This is a genomic window from Trinickia sp. (assembly GCF_051961175.1).
Classification (GTDB): Bacteria; Pseudomonadota; Gammaproteobacteria; order Burkholderiales; family Burkholderiaceae; genus Trinickia.
In genome coordinates, this window is the sequence record NZ_JBQCDN010000138.1 from 1 (window position 1) to 16,010 (window position 16,010).

General features: G+C 63.5%; 15 protein-coding genes. 9 read left to right on the plus strand and 6 right to left on the minus strand.

Going from position 1 to position 16,010, the window contains the following annotated elements; genetic code table 11:
- On the minus strand, window positions 1–1,927 hold a 1,927-nt coding region (locus tag ACTHL0_RS07555; RefSeq protein ID WP_440566081.1), incomplete at its 3' end, for a TonB-dependent siderophore receptor.
- Between the two features lie 395 nt (window positions 1,928–2,322).
- Between ACTHL0_RS07555 and aqpZ the strand changes: the two genes are divergently transcribed.
- Window positions 2,323–3,105 (plus strand): aquaporin Z, encoded by a 783-nt coding sequence (gene aqpZ / locus ACTHL0_RS07560; protein WP_440566083.1) that lies wholly within the window; start codon window positions 2,323–2,325, stop codon window positions 3,103–3,105.
- A 196-nt stretch (window positions 3,106–3,301) separates the two neighbouring features.
- Window positions 3,302–4,897 (plus strand): threonine ammonia-lyase, biosynthetic, encoded by a 1,596-nt coding sequence (gene ilvA / locus ACTHL0_RS07565; protein ID WP_440566085.1) that lies wholly within the window; start codon window positions 3,302–3,304, stop codon window positions 4,895–4,897.
- Window positions 4,898–4,970: 73 nt separating this feature from the next.
- Here ilvA and ACTHL0_RS07570 read toward each other — a convergent pair whose 3' ends face one another.
- The 3 genes from ACTHL0_RS07570 to ACTHL0_RS07580 all read right to left on the minus strand — a co-directional run bounded on the left by ACTHL0_RS07570 (window position 4,971) and on the right by ACTHL0_RS07580 (window position 7,323).
- The gene (locus tag ACTHL0_RS07570) at window positions 4,971–5,696 is read right to left on the minus strand and encodes an amino acid ABC transporter permease (RefSeq protein WP_440566087.1); all 726 of its coding nucleotides are present in this window, start codon (window positions 5,694–5,696) and stop codon (window positions 4,971–4,973) included.
- A complete protein-coding gene (locus ACTHL0_RS07575; protein WP_440566089.1) occupies window positions 5,693–6,424 on the minus strand; it encodes an amino acid ABC transporter permease in 732 nt (243 codons plus the stop codon). The genes ACTHL0_RS07570 and ACTHL0_RS07575 overlap by 4 nt, the downstream gene beginning before the upstream one ends.
- 80 nt (window positions 6,425–6,504) lie before the next feature.
- Complete coding sequence (locus tag ACTHL0_RS07580; protein ID WP_440566091.1) at window positions 6,505–7,323, minus strand: ABC transporter substrate-binding protein; 819 nt, start codon at window positions 7,321–7,323, stop codon at window positions 6,505–6,507.
- A gap of 123 nt (window positions 7,324–7,446) precedes the next feature.
- On the opposite strand from ACTHL0_RS07580, the gene ACTHL0_RS07585 reads away from it, so the two are divergent.
- The 4 genes from ACTHL0_RS07585 (at window position 7,447) to ACTHL0_RS07600 (ending at window position 11,950) form a co-directional block, all read left to right on the plus strand.
- Window positions 7,447–7,578, plus strand: coding sequence for a hypothetical protein (locus ACTHL0_RS07585; protein ID WP_440566093.1), 132 nt, complete (start codon window positions 7,447–7,449; stop codon window positions 7,576–7,578).
- Window positions 7,579–8,093: 515 nt separating this feature from the next.
- Window positions 8,094–9,002, plus strand: coding sequence for an aldose epimerase family protein (locus ACTHL0_RS07590; RefSeq protein WP_440566095.1), 909 nt, complete (start codon window positions 8,094–8,096; stop codon window positions 9,000–9,002).
- Window positions 9,003–9,157: 155 nt separating this feature from the next.
- Window positions 9,158–9,862, plus strand: a complete 705-nt coding sequence (locus ACTHL0_RS07595) for a peptidoglycan DD-metalloendopeptidase family protein (RefSeq protein ID WP_440566097.1) — start codon at window positions 9,158–9,160, stop codon at window positions 9,860–9,862.
- 459 nt (window positions 9,863–10,321) lie between these two features.
- Window positions 10,322–11,950: an acyl-CoA synthetase gene (locus ACTHL0_RS07600; protein WP_440566099.1), complete on the plus strand. Its 1,629-nt coding sequence runs from the start codon at window positions 10,322–10,324 to the stop codon at window positions 11,948–11,950.
- Between the two features lie 73 nt (window positions 11,951–12,023).
- Here ACTHL0_RS07600 and ACTHL0_RS07605 read toward each other — a convergent pair whose 3' ends face one another.
- Complete coding sequence (locus ACTHL0_RS07605) at window positions 12,024–12,554, minus strand: cytochrome b (protein WP_440566101.1); 531 nt, start codon at window positions 12,552–12,554, stop codon at window positions 12,024–12,026.
- A gap of 68 nt (window positions 12,555–12,622) precedes the next feature.
- On the opposite strand from ACTHL0_RS07605, the gene ACTHL0_RS07610 reads away from it, so the two are divergent.
- Window positions 12,623–12,955 (plus strand): DUF2288 domain-containing protein, encoded by a 333-nt coding sequence (locus ACTHL0_RS07610; RefSeq protein ID WP_440566103.1) that lies wholly within the window; start codon window positions 12,623–12,625, stop codon window positions 12,953–12,955.
- Between the two features lie 78 nt (window positions 12,956–13,033).
- Window positions 13,034–13,207, plus strand: a complete 174-nt coding sequence (locus ACTHL0_RS07615; protein ID WP_440566105.1) for a hypothetical protein — start codon at window positions 13,034–13,036, stop codon at window positions 13,205–13,207.
- A 74-nt stretch (window positions 13,208–13,281) separates the two neighbouring features.
- Here ACTHL0_RS07615 and ACTHL0_RS07620 read toward each other — a convergent pair whose 3' ends face one another.
- Window positions 13,282–14,220: a LysR family transcriptional regulator gene (locus ACTHL0_RS07620; protein ID WP_440566107.1), complete on the minus strand. Its 939-nt coding sequence runs from the start codon at window positions 14,218–14,220 to the stop codon at window positions 13,282–13,284.
- A gap of 171 nt (window positions 14,221–14,391) precedes the next feature.
- Here ACTHL0_RS07620 and ACTHL0_RS07625 point away from each other — a divergent pair, with 171 nt between their 5' ends.
- Complete coding sequence (locus ACTHL0_RS07625; RefSeq protein WP_440566108.1) at window positions 14,392–16,005, plus strand: efflux transporter outer membrane subunit; 1,614 nt, start codon at window positions 14,392–14,394, stop codon at window positions 16,003–16,005.
- Window positions 16,006–16,010 lie beyond the last annotated feature (5 nt).

Consider the following 16,010-nt stretch of genomic DNA (forward strand, 5'->3'; position numbering starts at 1 on the left):
GGTAATCGAGGAATGCGCTTGCTTGAAACGTGGGCACATTCGCGGCACGTTTGCCGTTCGTCGCCGGATCGCCCGTCTCCTCTTGCGCGGTATGCAGATAGGCGGCACCCGCGACAATCGACAGATCGCGCGTCAGGCGGCCGTTCGCCGTGAGTTCGACGCCCGTATGACGCTGCGTGCCAGCCTGGACGTAGACATTGGCGGTGTTCACGTACTGCAGGGTCTTTTCGATGCGAAACACGGCGGCGTCGACAGTGAGGCGGCTGCCGATGTCGGCTTTGACGCCCGCTTCGTATTGCTTGCTCTTCACCGGCGCTAAACTTCGCCCCGCGTTGAGCGTGTTAAAGGGCGCGACGCCGCCTTGCTCGAAGCCCTCGGAATAGCTGGCGTAGGTGGACAGCGACGGCAGCGGCTTGAAGATCACCCCCGCGGATGGCACGTTCACGCTCGCCTGATAGTGCGTGTCGCTGCCGGACGGCGCATACGAATCGTCGCGGTAGCTGACATGACGCACGCCGAGCATGACGCTCCAATGCGAGCCAATATCGATCAGATCGCTGACGAACACGCTGGGCTGGAAGTTCTTCTCGGCTGTCTTGGCGGGGTACGTCGTGGACTGCGCCGGCGAGTAGACCGGCGCGAACAGATTGCCCACTGTGATCGGCATCACGCCGAAGCCACCCTGACGCGCCTCATAGTTCCGCGTCGATACGCCTGTGACGAGCTGGTGCTTGAGTGGCCCCGTGTCGAACTTGCCGCTCACGAACGTGTTCGTCGACAGCACGCGGAAGCTCTGATCGGGCGACAGATAGATATCGCCGCTCAAGATATCGCCATTGGCCGCCACCGAATAGATATCCGGAAACGCCGCGTCACGGTTGTTGTACGACTCGGCGACCTGCGTCGTGAATGTCCAGGTATCGGTCAGCTTGAAATCGAAGCGGCCTGCGACGTTGAACGTGTTGGTGCGGTACTGCAGCCAGGGTTGCCCGAGCAACGTTCGGGGGTCGAACTGCGGCGGCAACGAGCCGTCGGGTTGCGTACCGATCACCGGCTGCGCCGCGAGCCGCTTGTTCTGGTAGTCGAAATCGAAGCGCAGCAGCGCACGCGGCGTAATGGCCCAATCCAGCGCGCCGCTGACGAACGTGCGGCGCAAGTCGCCGGAATGCCCGAAGTTGCCGACCTTCTCCCCTGCCAGATTGAAGCGATACCCGAGCCGGCCATCGCCGAGCGGCCCGCCCGCATCGAGTGCGCTGTAATAGCCGTCTTCGCTGCGCACCTCGCTGGTGACGGTGGCGAAGCGGTCCCGCGTGGGGCGCTTGATTACATAATCGACTGTGCCGCCCGGCGAGTTCACGCCATACAGAAAGCCCGAAGGCCCTTTCAATACGTCGACTCGCTCGACGTTCTCGAGCGGCAGATCGTAGTACGGCGCCACCGGCATCCCGTCGCGGCGCATCGTGTTGGTCCAATCAACCGGAAAGCCGCGAATGCCGATGTTGTCCATTGCACCGCCAACGGCGCTGTTTTGGACAGACGGGTCGTTCTTCAGCACGTCCATCAACGTGCGCGCACGCTGTGCCTCGATCAGTTCGCTGGAGTAGGACGCCACCGACATCGGCAAATCCTTCGGATCCTTCGCGCCAAGCGCGCCAACGTTGACGTCGGGGACGGCGTACAGAGACGGACGCGCGGCCCGGACGGAAACCGTATCGAGTGCCGGTACAGCGGATGCTGCTTCGCCCGGCGCCGCAACGACCGCTGTCTTGTCCTTGGCCGACGAGGCGCCGCTGCCTACCGCCTCTTGGGCATGTGCGCCCCACGATACGAGCGCCAGCGCGCATGCCACAAGCCATTCGTCCTGGCGATACGCCGGTGTTCGCCCGCCGCCGCCCGCCTCTTTTCCCTGCCGATCCGCATTCGTCATCAACCGCATCGTTTTGTTTCCGTTCTATCCCGTAGCGAAAATCCCGATGCCCACGCGGCGCGCTGACATTCGGCGCCGATCTCGGCTCATACAGCCGGCATCGAATCCCTCGAACGTTCATCGTTTATCGATCGAGTGGCGGAACTGTAACGTAAACACGAATCATTCTCAATCGCATTTATGAGATGAGGGGAATGCCTCGCAATCCCATATTCGAAGAGTCGTCATCCGAACCGAATGGCCCGCGAGCGCGAAGCGCCGGTCGATGCACTAAGCTCTTCACAATAGTTTTGATCATGGCTGCTGGCCGGCCCATAAGATTCACACCACCGCGGGGCGGTCGAAATGCATCGTCCTCCTGTTTCCTCTCGATCTTTTGATTCGGAGTCCTAACGATGAAGGCATTGCGCACTTACATCGCCGAGTTGCTCGGCACTTTTTGGCTTGTGCTTTGCGGCTGCGGCAGCGTGCTGATCGCGGCCGACTTCCATACCGCCACGGGCGGCAGCATCGGCATCGGCCTACTCGGCGTGGCATTCGCGTTCGGGCTCTCGCTCATGACGATGGTCTACGTTATCGGTCCCGTCTCGGGCTGCCACATCAATCCAGCCGTCACGATCGGCCTCACGGTGGCGGGACGGTTCGAATCCAAACACGTCGTTCCGTACATCATTGCGCAAGTGATCGGCGCGACGGCCGCGGCCTTTCTGCTCAAGCTGATCATGCTCGGCAATCCCAGCTTCGATGCGGCCTCGAGCGCGTTCGGGGCGAACGGCTTCGGTGCGCTGTCTCCCGGCCATTATTCGATGCAAGCCGCATTCATTTGCGAAGCGGTCATGACGGGCTTCTTCCTGCTCGTCATCCTCGGCGCGACGCATCAGCGTGCCCCGGCCGGTTTCGCGGGGCTCGCGATCGGCCTGTGCCTCACGCTGATCCACATCGTGGCGATCCCGGTGACGGGCGTATCGGTCAATCCTGCCCGCTCGTTCGGTCCCGCGCTCGTTGCCGGCTCCGCCGCGCTCAATCAGCTTTGGCTCTTTTGGGCGGCACCCATTGCAGGCGCCGTCGTCGCCGCTTTGATTTACCCGCATATCGCGGCGGACGACGATGTCGCCCGTACCGAGCAATCGGCCGCTCCCCGCAGCGAACAACCGAGCATCGCCGCAAGCGGCGATTGACAAGCGCACGGCGATAGGCCATCCTAAGCCGCATGAACTGCCGCTCACTGCCCATCGCCGTCATTATTTCCACCATTCCGAGAATGGTGGGTTAGCGCGCGTAAGCAGCAGACACGAAACCCGCCCAACAGGCGGGTTTTTTTATTTCCGCCTCGTGGGCTCCCTTGCAACGCATCGCTTAACAAGGAACCGCCCCATGCAGACTGCATTCGCCCCACTCCCCGCCACAGATGACGATCGCGATAACGAACACGATCGCGAACGCGACGGCGCGTCAGCCGACTACCTTCAAAAGATTCTGAACGCCCGCGTCTACGACGTCGCGCGGCAAACGGACTTGCAGCCAGCCCCGCAGCTATCGGCGCGGCTGGGCAACGCCGTACTCCTCAAACGCGAAGACCAGCAAAGCGTCTTCTCGTTCAAGCTCCGTGGTGCCTACAACAAGATGGCGCATCTTTCGCACGACGCACTGGAGCGAGGGGTCGTCACGGCATCGGCCGGCAATCATGCGCAAGGCGTGGCGCTCTCCGCAGCCAAGCTTGGCGTGCGCGCCGTTATCGTCGTGCCGCAAACGGCCCCTCGCGTGAAAATCGATGCGGTACGCGCGCACGGCGGCCCGACTGTCGAGGTCGTGCTCGCGGGCGAGTCGTACAGCGAAGCCTACGCGCACGCACGCGAACTCCAGCGCCAGCAGGATCTCACCTTCATCCCGGCATTCGACGATCCGTACGTCATCGCCGCCCAAGGCACCGTCGCGATGGAAATCCTGCGGCAGCACCAGGGGCCGATTCACGCGATCTTCGTGCCGATCGGCGGAGGCAGTCTCGCGGCAGGCATCGCCGCCTATACGAAGGCAGTGCGCCCGGAAGTGCGCGTCATCGGCGTGCAAACGGAGGATTCCTGCGCAATGGCGCAATCGCTCGCGGCGGGCCGGCGTGTCGAACTGGCCGAAGTGGGACTGTTCTCCGACGGCACGGCCGTCAAGCTCGTCGGCGAGGAAACGTTTCGCCTATGCAGCGCCTATATCGACGAGATCATCACCGTGGATACCGACGCCTTGTGCGCCGCGATCAAGGATGTATTCCAAGACACGCGCAGCCTATTGGAGCCGGCCGGCGCCATGGCCGTCGCGGGGGCGAAACACTATGCCGAACGCACCGGCATCGCCGGCGAAACGTTGGTCGCCGTGACCTCGGGCGCCAATATGAACTTCGACCGCATGCGCTTCGTCGCCGAGCGGGCTGATGTGGGTGAAGCGCGCGAAGCGCTGTTCGCCGTCACGCTGCCCGAGCGGCATGGCAGCTTCAAACGCTTTTGCGAACTCGTCGGCGAGCGGCACGTCACCGAGTTCAACTATCGGATCGCGGATGCAGACTGCGCACATCTATTCGTCGGCGTGCAGATCGCCCACCGCGGCGAGTCGGCGCAACTCGCGGGTGCATTCGAGGCGGGAGGCTTTCCGACAGTCGACTTGACGGGCGACGAGCTTGCCAAACAACATGTCCGCTACATGGTGGGCGGGCGCACGCCGCTGGCGAGGCAGGAGCGCCTGTTTCGTTTCGAGTTTCCGGAGCGGCCCGGTGCGCTGATGAAGTTTCTTTCGTCGATGGCGCCGCATTGGAATGTCAGCCTCTTTCACTATCGCAATCAAGGCGCCGATTCGAGCTCGATCCTCGTTGGCATGCAAGCGCCACCCGATGAATACGATGCCCTCGACCGCTTCCTCTCCTCGCTCGGCTACCCTTACCTCGAGGAAACGAACAATCGCGCGTACCGGATGTTCCTGTCGTAACGGACGCAAACGGCCCGTGTGACAAGATGCCTCGTTCTCGTCAACGGTTTCGCGCGATGGGGGCCATCGCGAATCAATATGGCTTCGGGAAAGGACGCACGAGCTCTCGCGTCTTTTCTCGGGTTGGTCGCCTGCGATTCATCAAGCGCGTCGCGGCCCATTGCAGCGCCGAGCACAGCAACAAATAAACGAATCCGACGAACAGAAATATTTGTGCGGGGTACACCATCAGCCGGTTGTTGACCTGATTGGCGAGGAAGGTGAATTCCGGGACACCGACGATATAGGCGAGCGACGTGTCCTTGGTCAACGACACCCACTGATTGACGAACGACGGCGTCATGATGCGAATGGCCTGAGGCAGCATGATGTCACGCAGCGTCTGCCAACGTGTCATGCCGAGCGAAAGGGCGGCCTGCTCTTGCGCGCGGCCGACGGCCGCGATGCCGGCCTGCACCGCGTGCGACAGGTATGCACCACCGATCAGCGCGAGTGCGCAGAGCACCGTGACGAGCCCCGGCACGTCGACATGCATGAGCATCGGGATCAGGAAAAACGTCCAGAAGATCAGCATCAACACCGGAATCGCCCTGAAGCACCCGACAAGCGCCGTGAGCGCGAGCAACACCGGACCACGCGTCATCGACATGGCAATACCGAGGCCAAGCCCGATGACCGCCGATAGCAAGGCGGAGACGATCGTCATCGCAATCGTCAATGCGGCGCCACCGATGGGGCCGTCGGGAAACGCACCGAGCAGCAAATAGCGTAAGGTGGGCCACCATTCGAACAGGCTCATGCACGCCCTCCCTGCCATCTCGATGCACTGCGATGCTGATGAATCAACAGCGCCACTTCGATCGCGGCGATCGTCGCGATATACAGCATGGTGGCTGCCCCAAACGCCTGGAAAGTTTTGAACGTTTCGGTATCGACTTGGCGCGACGCATACGAGAGCTCCGCCAGGCCGATCGCCATTGTCAGAGACGAATTCTTGACGATATTCATGTACTGGCCGGCAAGCGGCGGCGTCGCGATGCGCACCGCCTGCGGGAGGATGACATGGCGGAACGTGGCGAAAGGCGTGAGCCCGAGCGCCAGCGCGGCCTGATATTGCATCCGTTTGACGCCCCGTATGCCGGCGCTCAATTCCTCGCCGATAAACGTGGTGGCATAACACGTCAACCCGACCCAGCCCGCGACGAATTCGAATGAAGGCCATGAGAACCGCAACGGCCCCCATACCAGCGAATGCGACGCATTGAGCCACTCCATCCAGGCTTGCGGCAACAGCGTGGCGGCGCCGAAGTACCAGAACAGCAGTTGCACGAGCAACGGCGAATTCCGAAATACAAGGACGTAGAGCGCGGCCACTCGTGCGACAAGCGGATTGCGCGCACGGCGTGCGAGGGCCAAGCCGGAGCCGGCCAATGTCGCCGCCGCGATTGTGCAGGCGGAAAGCGCCAGCGTCATCAGAAAACCGTGCGCGAGCCAAGCGACATACTTCGGTGCGAGCCAGCCGTTCATTCGTTTGTTCTATGACCTATGTCGTCGTTCCGCACCATCGGCTTGCATCGCAGCGCACACCGGGTTGCCGTCCGGCTTGATCAGCTCTTTTGCGGATCGCCGATCTTGAACAGGCGCGGCAGCGGTGCGCGGCTTTTCGGACCGAACCACCGGTCGTAGATTTGAGCCGCCGTGCCGTTTGCCTCGAGCCCCTTGAGCGTGTCGTCAACAACGGCGGCCAGTCGCGTCTCTCCCTTCGGGACGCCGACGCCTTCATAGTCGTTCGAGATCGTGAACGGCGAGATTTCGTAGTTCGCCTTATCGGGGACGTTGGCCAGCAGCGCGACGAGCTTCGGGCCGTCCTGCGTAATGGCTTGCACATTGCCTGCACGCAGCGCGGCAAACGCGAACGGCGTGTCGTCATACGCGACGATCGTTGCCCCCGGGAATTGCGCGCGAACCTGCTGCTCATTCGTCGTGCCCTTATCGGCGCCGATGCGCAGACTGTTCAGTTGCTGCGGCGACTTCAAGACATTCTTTTTGGCGATGAACTGCGTGCCCGAAGCAAAGTAAGGTGTGCTGAAATCGACTTCCTTTTTGCGTTCATCGGTAATCGTGAAGTTCGCGAACACCAGATCGACCTTGCCGGACTTCAGAAACGCGATGCGGTTCGCGGGGTTGGTCGGTTGGATGTCGAGTTTCACGCCGAGTTTGTTCGCCACCGCGGTCGCGTAGTCGACATCCAGGCCGACGATCCGGTTGCTCTTCGGATCGACAAAGCCGAACGGCGGATTGCTGTCGAACGTCGCGACGCGCAATACACCCGCTTTTTTGATGTCGTCGAGGCGGTCCGCATGCGCGATGCCGGATACGGCCAGCAGCACCCCCACGACTGCGGCGCCAAGGTATTTGTTCTTCACGATACGCATTCCTGTTCGATTTTTTAGCTTGCCGTGCGCGCCGCGTTGGCGCCGGCTCACGGCAACGAGCAGCGAATGTAGCAACGCCCCTTGTCGCCGAGAACGAACGAATCGTCACGAGCTATGCGTGGTGCGTCATATGCCGCGCCGGATGAGGTGGCCAATGCGTACAGCCACCTCGACGATGCGCTCGATCGAGCGATCAGCGAAGCGCGCATCGTAGGCGGCGTCGTACCTCACCGGCAGGGACGCTGACGGCGGTCGAAGTGACGCGCCGTGTGCGGGGCAAATCGAAAATCGTGGAAAGAATGCAACGCCGGAACAGGGGCATGCGGCCGATTGCGGCAGCATGGCGAGCGGACACCTCCGATCAGCGGCCGCCCTACAGCGCGCCCGTCACCGCGGGAGGCGGTAGAAGAAAAAGACCGTGCTGCCGGCGAAGATGCCGAACAGCGAAAGGCCCATTGCCATAGCGAGATCCATGCTGGCTCCGGAATGGTTGCGATTCGATTGACGAACTCAAGCGGATGGCGAACGCCCGAGCGGCGCCGGGCAGCAAACGCCCAGCCGCGCCACGGTGCAAAAAGACAAAGTATCCGCAGGCGAAGCCATTATGAGCCGCCGCCGGTGGCTCGGAAAGCGGCAATTTCCCGAGCAGGGTTTTTCCGGAGACGAACCCGAGGCACAATCGCATGTCGCCGCGGCACACGCGTGGCTCATTCCGGCAGCGCGCGCTACCCTCTGAACCCCATCATTGAGCACCGCCCATCATGACCGATTCTCCGCAGCAGGCTCTCGTCGATATCGCGCACGGCGCCTCGCGCCTTCAGTTGGCTCCGCAGTTCGGCGGACGGCTGCTCAGTTGGCGCATCGGCGATGAAACCATCATCTTCTGGCCCGAGCAGGCCGATTGGAACAACGTCCCGCGCGTGCGCGGCGGCAATCCGCTGCTGTTCCCGTTTCTCGGCCGGCACCGTGTCGACGGCCGCATCGGCGAGTGGCGCGATGCGCAAGGCGTCGTCCGCGCGCTGCCGATGCACGGCTTCGCACGCGATCTGCCGTTCTCGCACGAGGTCGATACCGACGGACGCGGCGTGCGCATGACGCTCGTCGATACCGAAGCCACACGCGTTCAATACCCGTTCGCGTTCCGTTTCGAGGCGGCTTATCGGCTCGTGGACACCCACGTGCTCGACGTCACGCTGACCACCTCGAACCGCGGCAACGCCCCTCTGCCCTACTACGCCGGCCATCACTTCTACTTCGCACTGCCGCACGCGCTGCGCGGCGACACGACGCTCACGCTGCCGCCGACGGAGCGCCGCCGTCAACTCGAAGACGGATCGATCAGCCCGCCGGAACCAGGCGCCGCACGCTATACGCTCGCCGATCCGCTGATTCACGACCGCTTCCACTGTCTGCAAGACGTGCCGGCAATACCGGTGCGGCTCGAATGCCCGGCGCTCGGGCGGCGCATCGAGATCGAACTCGATCGCCCCGGTTCCGCGCCCTGGTATGCGGTCACAACCTGGACCGAAACCGGCACATCCGATTTCTATTGCGTCGAGCCGTGGCTAGGTTTGCCAGATGCGATCCACAACGGCCTTGGGCTGCGCTGGCTGGAGCCGGGGCGCACGGAGACGGCATCGCTGAGGATTCGGGTCGCCGATCTGGCCTGAACCGACTCGCCTGGGCCGCCCGGCGCGAACCGCCGGGTGTCCGGTTTATCGCTGTTACGCGCATTCGTAGCCTCCAACCCCGTTACAATCGGACGTTTGTCCGCCGCACCGCACCATCGGTGCGGCGGAAGTGTCGAAGGGTCAAGCGAGGTTCAATGTTGCGGAAAAAGATAATGCGGCTCGCCTGTGTGCCGCTGGCGGCGGCGCTTGCCGCATGCGGCTCGGCGCCCGTCGCTCCAGGCTACTACCGAGTCGAGCGCGGGGATACGGTCACGAAAATCGCGCGCAGTCACCGCGAGTCGGTTCAAAGCATCGTTCGCTGGAACAATCTCGCGAATCCCGATGCGATCGAAGTCGGACAAGTACTGCGCATCGTTCCACCCGGCACGCAAGCGGCAGCAGGCGCGCCCGTGCGCACGAGCCCGGGCACCGCGGCACCTTCCGCCGGCAGCACGGCCCCGTCACGCGCAGCGCCCGATGCGCCGCCGGCACGCGGCATTGCGCTCATCTGGCCCACGGCCGGCTCCGTCGTACACGGTTTCGACGGCGTCACGTATAAGGGCATCGACATCGCGAACGCGGCGGGTACGTCGATCGTCGCTGCCGCGCCGGGCACCGTCGTCTACTCGGGCAATGGCCTGCGCGGTTACGGCAACTTGCTGATCATCAAACACGACGCCGATTTCCTCACCGCCTACGCACACAATCGGACGCTGCTCGTCAAGGAAGGCGATCGCGTAGCCCAAGGCCAACAGATCGCGGAAATGGGCGATACCGACAACGATCGCGTCGCCTTGCACTTCGAGCTGCGCTACGGAGGAAAATCGATCGACCCGTCACGCTATCTGCCACAGCGTTAGCGCTCTGCCCGAGACCGGAGTAAGGTGCTGAAGCATCCACTCCGGATCGCAAAAAAAGAGGCCCGGACGAGCCGGGCCAACGGGGGTTCGGCGCAGTGAGGCAAAGGACCGGTTCGCCATGCGCCGATTACAAATTTAACGGCTCCGCAATACATTCACAATGGATTTATTGAAGAAAGAGCGCGAATTGGCACATAGTGCCTAGATAATGTCATAGAAAAGCGAAGCCGCCGGCAAATTGTACGCGGATAGACCGACGACCACCCCGTAGCGCCTGTCGGCCAGCACCGAAGCGCCAAGGAAACCGGGAGAGGTTACGATTGTCGATTGCCATTACATTAATCGACAATCAACTGACATAATCGAGCCGACGGCAATTGTTCTGTATTTTTGCCGATTTTTTATCGGCTAATTGGCAAGCCCCAAAGGACCGAAGATAAGAGGATAAGGAGGCAAGGCATGCTTACCCGCACCAGCAGCTATGACAGCCTGCGCGCCAGCTTCGAGTGGCACATTCCGCCGCGTTACAACATCGGCGTCGACGTGTGCGACAAGTGGGCCGACGGCAGCAACCGGCTCGCGCTCGTCTACGAACGGCGCGATGGCAGCATCGTGCGATATGGCTTCGACGAACTGAAGGAATTGTCCAATCAGCTCGCGCACAGCTTCGCCCGGCACGGCGTGAGGCGCGGCGAGCGCGTCGGCATCTTCCTTCCGCAAGCGCCCGAAACGGCACTGGCGCATCTGGCCGCGTACAAGCTCGGCGCCATCGCTGTTCCACTGTTCGCCCTGTTCGGCGTCGAAGCCCTGGAGTACCGCCTGTCCAACAGCGGCGCCGTCGCACTTGTCACCGAAACGGCCGGCCTGCAAAAGATCGCGCAGATTCGCGATTCGCTGCCCGAGCTGAAGACGATCTATTGCATCGACGGGGACGAGCCGGCCCTGCAAGCGGCCCGGGTCCTGCCGTTCTGGGCGTCGCTGGAGCATGAAGTCCGTGTGTTCGAACCCGTGGACACGAGCGCCGACGATCCGGCCATCATCATCTACACGTCAGGCACCACCGGCAAGCCCAAAGGCGCACTCCATGCCCATCGCGTATTGCTCGGCCACCTGCCGGGCGTCGAGATGCCGCAGGCGTTCTTCCCCGAACAGGCGCGGCTCATGTGGACGCCCGCCGACTGGGCGTGGATCGGCGGCCTGCTCGATGTGCTGCTGCCGTCCTGGCACCATGGAATACCCGTGCTGGCCCGCCGCTTCGAGAAGTTCGATGCCGACGCAGCCTTCGATCTGATGGCGCGCCATGAAGTCACGCACGCATTCCTGCCGCCGACGGCGCTCAAGATGTTGCGCACCGTCGACAAACCGCGCGAACGTTACGCGCTGTCGCTCGTCGCCGTGTCGAGCGGCGGGGAATCGCTTGGCGAGGAACTGATCGAATGGGGCCGCGCGGCGCTCGGCGTGACGCTCAACGAGTTCTACGGCCAAACGGAATGCAATGTGGTCGTCAGCTCATGCAGCACACTGTTCGAGCCGCGCATCGGCTCGATCGGCAAAGCGGTGCCGGGGCATCGCGTCGAGATCGTCGACGATGCCGGCCACGTCCTGCCCGCCGGCACGGAAGGGAACATCGGCATCCTCGCGCCCGATCCCGTCATGTTCCTCGGCTATTGGCGCAACCCCGAGGCCACGCGCGAGAAGTTCGCGGGAGACTATCTCGTCACGGGCGACATCGGCGTGATGGACACCGATGGCTTCATCCGCTTCGTCGGCCGCAACGACGACGTCATCACGAGCGCGGGCTACCGCATCGGCCCCGGCCCGATCGAGGACTGTCTGCTCGGCCATCCGGCCGTGCGCATGGCGGCGGTCATCGGCGAGCCCGACGCGACCCGCACCGAAATCGTCAAAGCGTTTATCGTACTGAACGCGGGCTTCGAGCCCAGCGACGCGCTGGTACGCGAGATTCAAGCGCATGTGCGTACCCGCTTGGCCGCGCACGAGTATCCGCGCGCGATCACCTTCGTCGAAAGCTTGCCGATGACGGCGACGGGCAAGATCGTGCGCCGCGAACTGCGCGGGCTCGGCTGAGCGCTCTCTGCCGAGAGCCTCGAATCGAAAGCCTCGAATCGAAAGCGGGACGGCGTGGCGCCTCCGGTCATCTCTAGGCCATCCGGCGCAGCACGCGATCGCGCAGCAGGAAGTGGTGATAGAGGGCAGCCGCCACGTGTATGCCGATCAGCACAAGCATGACCCAGGCGAGTAGACGATGCGCATCGCCGAGCGTATGACCGAGCGCCGACCCCGTCGGGACGAGCGACGGCAAGTTCACGCCGAACAGCGTCACCTGCCATCCTCGCGACGACGCGTTGGCCCACCCCATGAGCGGCTGCACGATCAGCAGCAAGTACAGCAGGCCATGCGTCAGATAAGCGACGCCCCGGGTGAACGGCGTGCCTTCGACCACGTCCGGCTCCTTGCGCACGATGCGCCACACCACGCGCACGATCATGATCGCGATGATGAAGGCACCCAGATCGAGGTGCACGACGATGAGCCCCACGGGCTTCGTGCCGCGATGAATGCCCGGCATCGTCCAGGCGACGATGTATTGAGCAATCAGCAGCAATACAACGAGCCAATGCAGCAAGCGGGCGAACGGGTCGTATTTCGGAACGGCGGGCGCACCGGACATGGTCACCTCGTGGATGGACGAAGAGATGCATTATAGTGACGACCCTCGAGCAAGTAGCCATCATCGCCATGACTTCCCCTGAGCGCCCAGACGAAACCGCCGGCACGCCCGGCCCCAGCCCGCTTTACCTCAAGCTGCTCGCCGAGACAGCGAAAATCGCCTGGCCTGAACTCGAGCGCTTTTTTGCGCGCGGCATGCTGCTGTGCGTCGCGCGCGATCTGGACCTCGTCACGGTGGCCGCCGCCATTGCGCAGGACGATACGACGCAGGTCACCCAGTGGCTCGCGTCCGGGCTCGTGCAGCGCATGCCGGAGGAAATCGCCGCCGACTTCGCCGCGCGCGATCCCGAATTGTGGGCCGTGGTGGTTTCGCCCTGGGTCTGCGTGCAGGAGCGCGGCTGACGAACGCATTTCCCCGCCTGCCGCAGCGTGTCCTAGTATGTAGCTACGCGACCCCCAAGGTCGTGAAAGGAGGCTGCCATGGACGCTGAATCGATCGCCGGCCTGGTGGGACTAGGCGTCGGACTGCTCGTGCTGCTTGCGCTGACGATTTTCGAGGCGCGCTCCTATAAGCGCGAGCACAACGGCGAAGGGATGATTCATCACTGGCTCGCCGCGCACCATATGCTGGGCTGGCACCGTCCGAAGCACTGACGCGCGGCGTGCTCAACCACGAGCCGGTGCGACGCGCCGGCGAACCTGTGCGAATGCCGTCGCACTCGAGGGGGCTATCTGCGCGCGAATTTCTGCAGCGCCGCCTGCTCCGCCGCGAGCGTCACTGGCAATTCATCGTGCAGGAAATCGACCCACGTGCGAATTTTCGCGTCGAGGTATTGCCGCGACGGATACAGCGCATAGATGTTCAGCGGCATCGAGGTGTACTCCGGCAATATCCAGACTATATCGCCGCTTTCGAGCCAACGCATGGCCGAGTACGTCGGCAAGACGGCGATGCCCATCCCTTCGCGGACAGCCACGGCCATCGAATCCGCGCCGTTCACCTGGAAGGCGGGCGCCGATACCGTGTACGTCTCGGTGCCGTTGGGGCCATCGAAATTCCATTTATCGAAGACCGATGCCGGGGTGACCATCCGCAAGCAGGCATGATTGACGAGATCGGCCGGCGTGTGCGGGACGCCACGGCGCTCCAGATACGACGGCGAGGCGCAGGCGATGCTGAACACGCTGCCGAGCCGCTGCGAGATCAAACCGGAATCGGGAAGATCGTAGCCCACTACGACCGAGACGTCGTAGCCTTCGTCGAGCAGGTCCGGCATTCGCTGGGCGAGCGTCACGTCGACCGATACATCGGGGTAGCGCTGTTGGTAGCGCCCGACTGCCGGAACGATGTAGTGCATGCCCAAACTGGCCATCGCGTGCAGCCGCAGCTTGCCCGAGGGCCGCGCGTGCGCATCGCTCGCCTCGGCTTCGGCTTGCGCGACGTAGGCAAGGATTTGCTGGCAGCGCTGCAAATAGCGCTCGCCCGCTTCGGTCAGCGCAATGCGCCGCGTCGTGCGGTTCAGAAGCCGCGTATGCAAGTGCGCTTCGAGATCGGAAACAGCGCGCGAGGCATAGGCGGTGGTGGTATTCAGATGCTGCGCGGCGGCCGTGAAGCTGCCCGATTCGACCACGCGCGCGAACACGCGCATGTTTTGAAGCGTATCCATACCCACCCCTTTCGTCCCTTTGCGTCCCTGTTGCACTGCGATTGTTGCATATTCAGCAACCCCGATTATCTCAAAACAGGTAAAAATGCATTACACCGTTGCGGCTTATTCGACAATCCCCGCAAAAATATAATCGAAAGCATTCAATAACGTCGCGGAAGGGAGGGAATCGTGCGAGTGCCGATCGGCAAAGTGCGTCTGGCAATCGGCTTTTTTGCACTGTCGATAATAATGGCGGGTTGCGCGAGCACCCGCGGCATTGCGCCGCAAGCAAGCTCGCTCGATCCGTCCTCGCTCGACGCCGGTGCCGCCGTGCGCGCGGCCGATCGCAGCGCGCACTGGCCCGACGCTAACTGGTGGCACCGGTACGGCGATCCTCAACTCGACTCGCTCGTCGGCGCCGCCATCGAAGGCAATCCCACGCTCGCGGCCGCCGATGCACGCGTGCGCGAAGCGCAGTCTCTGGCAGGCGTGGCTGCTGCGGCGCTCGAGCCGAGCGTCACCGGCAATCTGTCGATCAAGCGCCAGCACTGGGCCGACAATCCTCGGTATTACGGCCCCGGCGAGCTCGCCAATCAGACCACCTGGAACAACACCGGCACGCTGGAATTTTCGTATCGCCTGGATCTTTGGGGCGGCGACGAGCGGGCGCATGAGCGGTCCCTCGACGCAGCGCATGAGCGCGCGGCCGACGCACGTGCCGCGCGGCTCGAACTCGAAGTCAATCTCGTGCGCGTCTACGTCGATTTCTCCAAGCAGTACGCGCTGCTGGACATCGCCACCGATACGCTCGCGCGCCAGCAGCAACTCTCGACGCTGGCGCGGCGGCGTCTGACTGGCGGCATCGGCACGCAGCTCGAAGTCAGCCAGGCCGATGCATCGCTGCCCGAATACGAGCGCCGGATCGAGGCCGTGCGCGAAGCCATCGAACTCGATCGCAATCAGCTCGCGGCACTCACGGGCAAAGGCCCCGGGGCCGGCGCCGCGCTGGCGCGGCCGACACTGGTGCTCGACGCGTCTGTCGCCCTGCCTTCGGCGCTGCCCGCCGAGCTGATCGGACATCGGCCGGATGTCGTCGCCGCGCGCTGGGCCGTGGCGGGTGCCGCACGCGGAATCGACGTCGCGCATGCTGCGTTCTACCCGAACATCGACCTGATGGCATCGCTAGGCGGCTTCGCCGTCGGTGGTCCGCTGTTTCAATTTCTGCACGCGGCCAACGGTGCGTGGACTGCGGGGCCGGCACTGTCGCTGCCGATCTTCGAAGGCGGCGCGCTGCGCAGCCGGCTCGGGGCGGCAGCGGCGGGTTACGACGAGGCGGTAGACCATTACAATGCAACCGTCATCGCAGCGCTCAAACAAATCGCCGATCAGATCGTCCAGTTGCATTCGCTCTCGGCGCAGCAAGGCGACGCGGAGCGCTCGGTCAGCGTCGCGCAACGCAGCTATCAACTTGCCCAACTCGGCTACAAGCGCGGCTTGAACGACTACGTCAACGTCATCGTCAGTGAAACGCAATGGCTCGCCGCGCGTCAGGGTGTCGCGCAGATTCACGCGGCGCGGCTGGCCGCCTATGCCTCGCTGATGGGCGCGCTGGGCGGCGGGCTCGCGGTGCCCGACGACGGGCCGGACGCCGACGCCATGCAGCCCGCGCGGCACGGCGTGTCCGGCAGTGGCGTCCTGACGGGCAAGGCGCCGCGGAGCGACGCGCAAACGAGCGCGGTACCCGGCAACCCCTCGCCGGCGGGCGGCGGCCGGGCTGCCTCAGCTACGGGCGCCGCCCGCTAGGACGA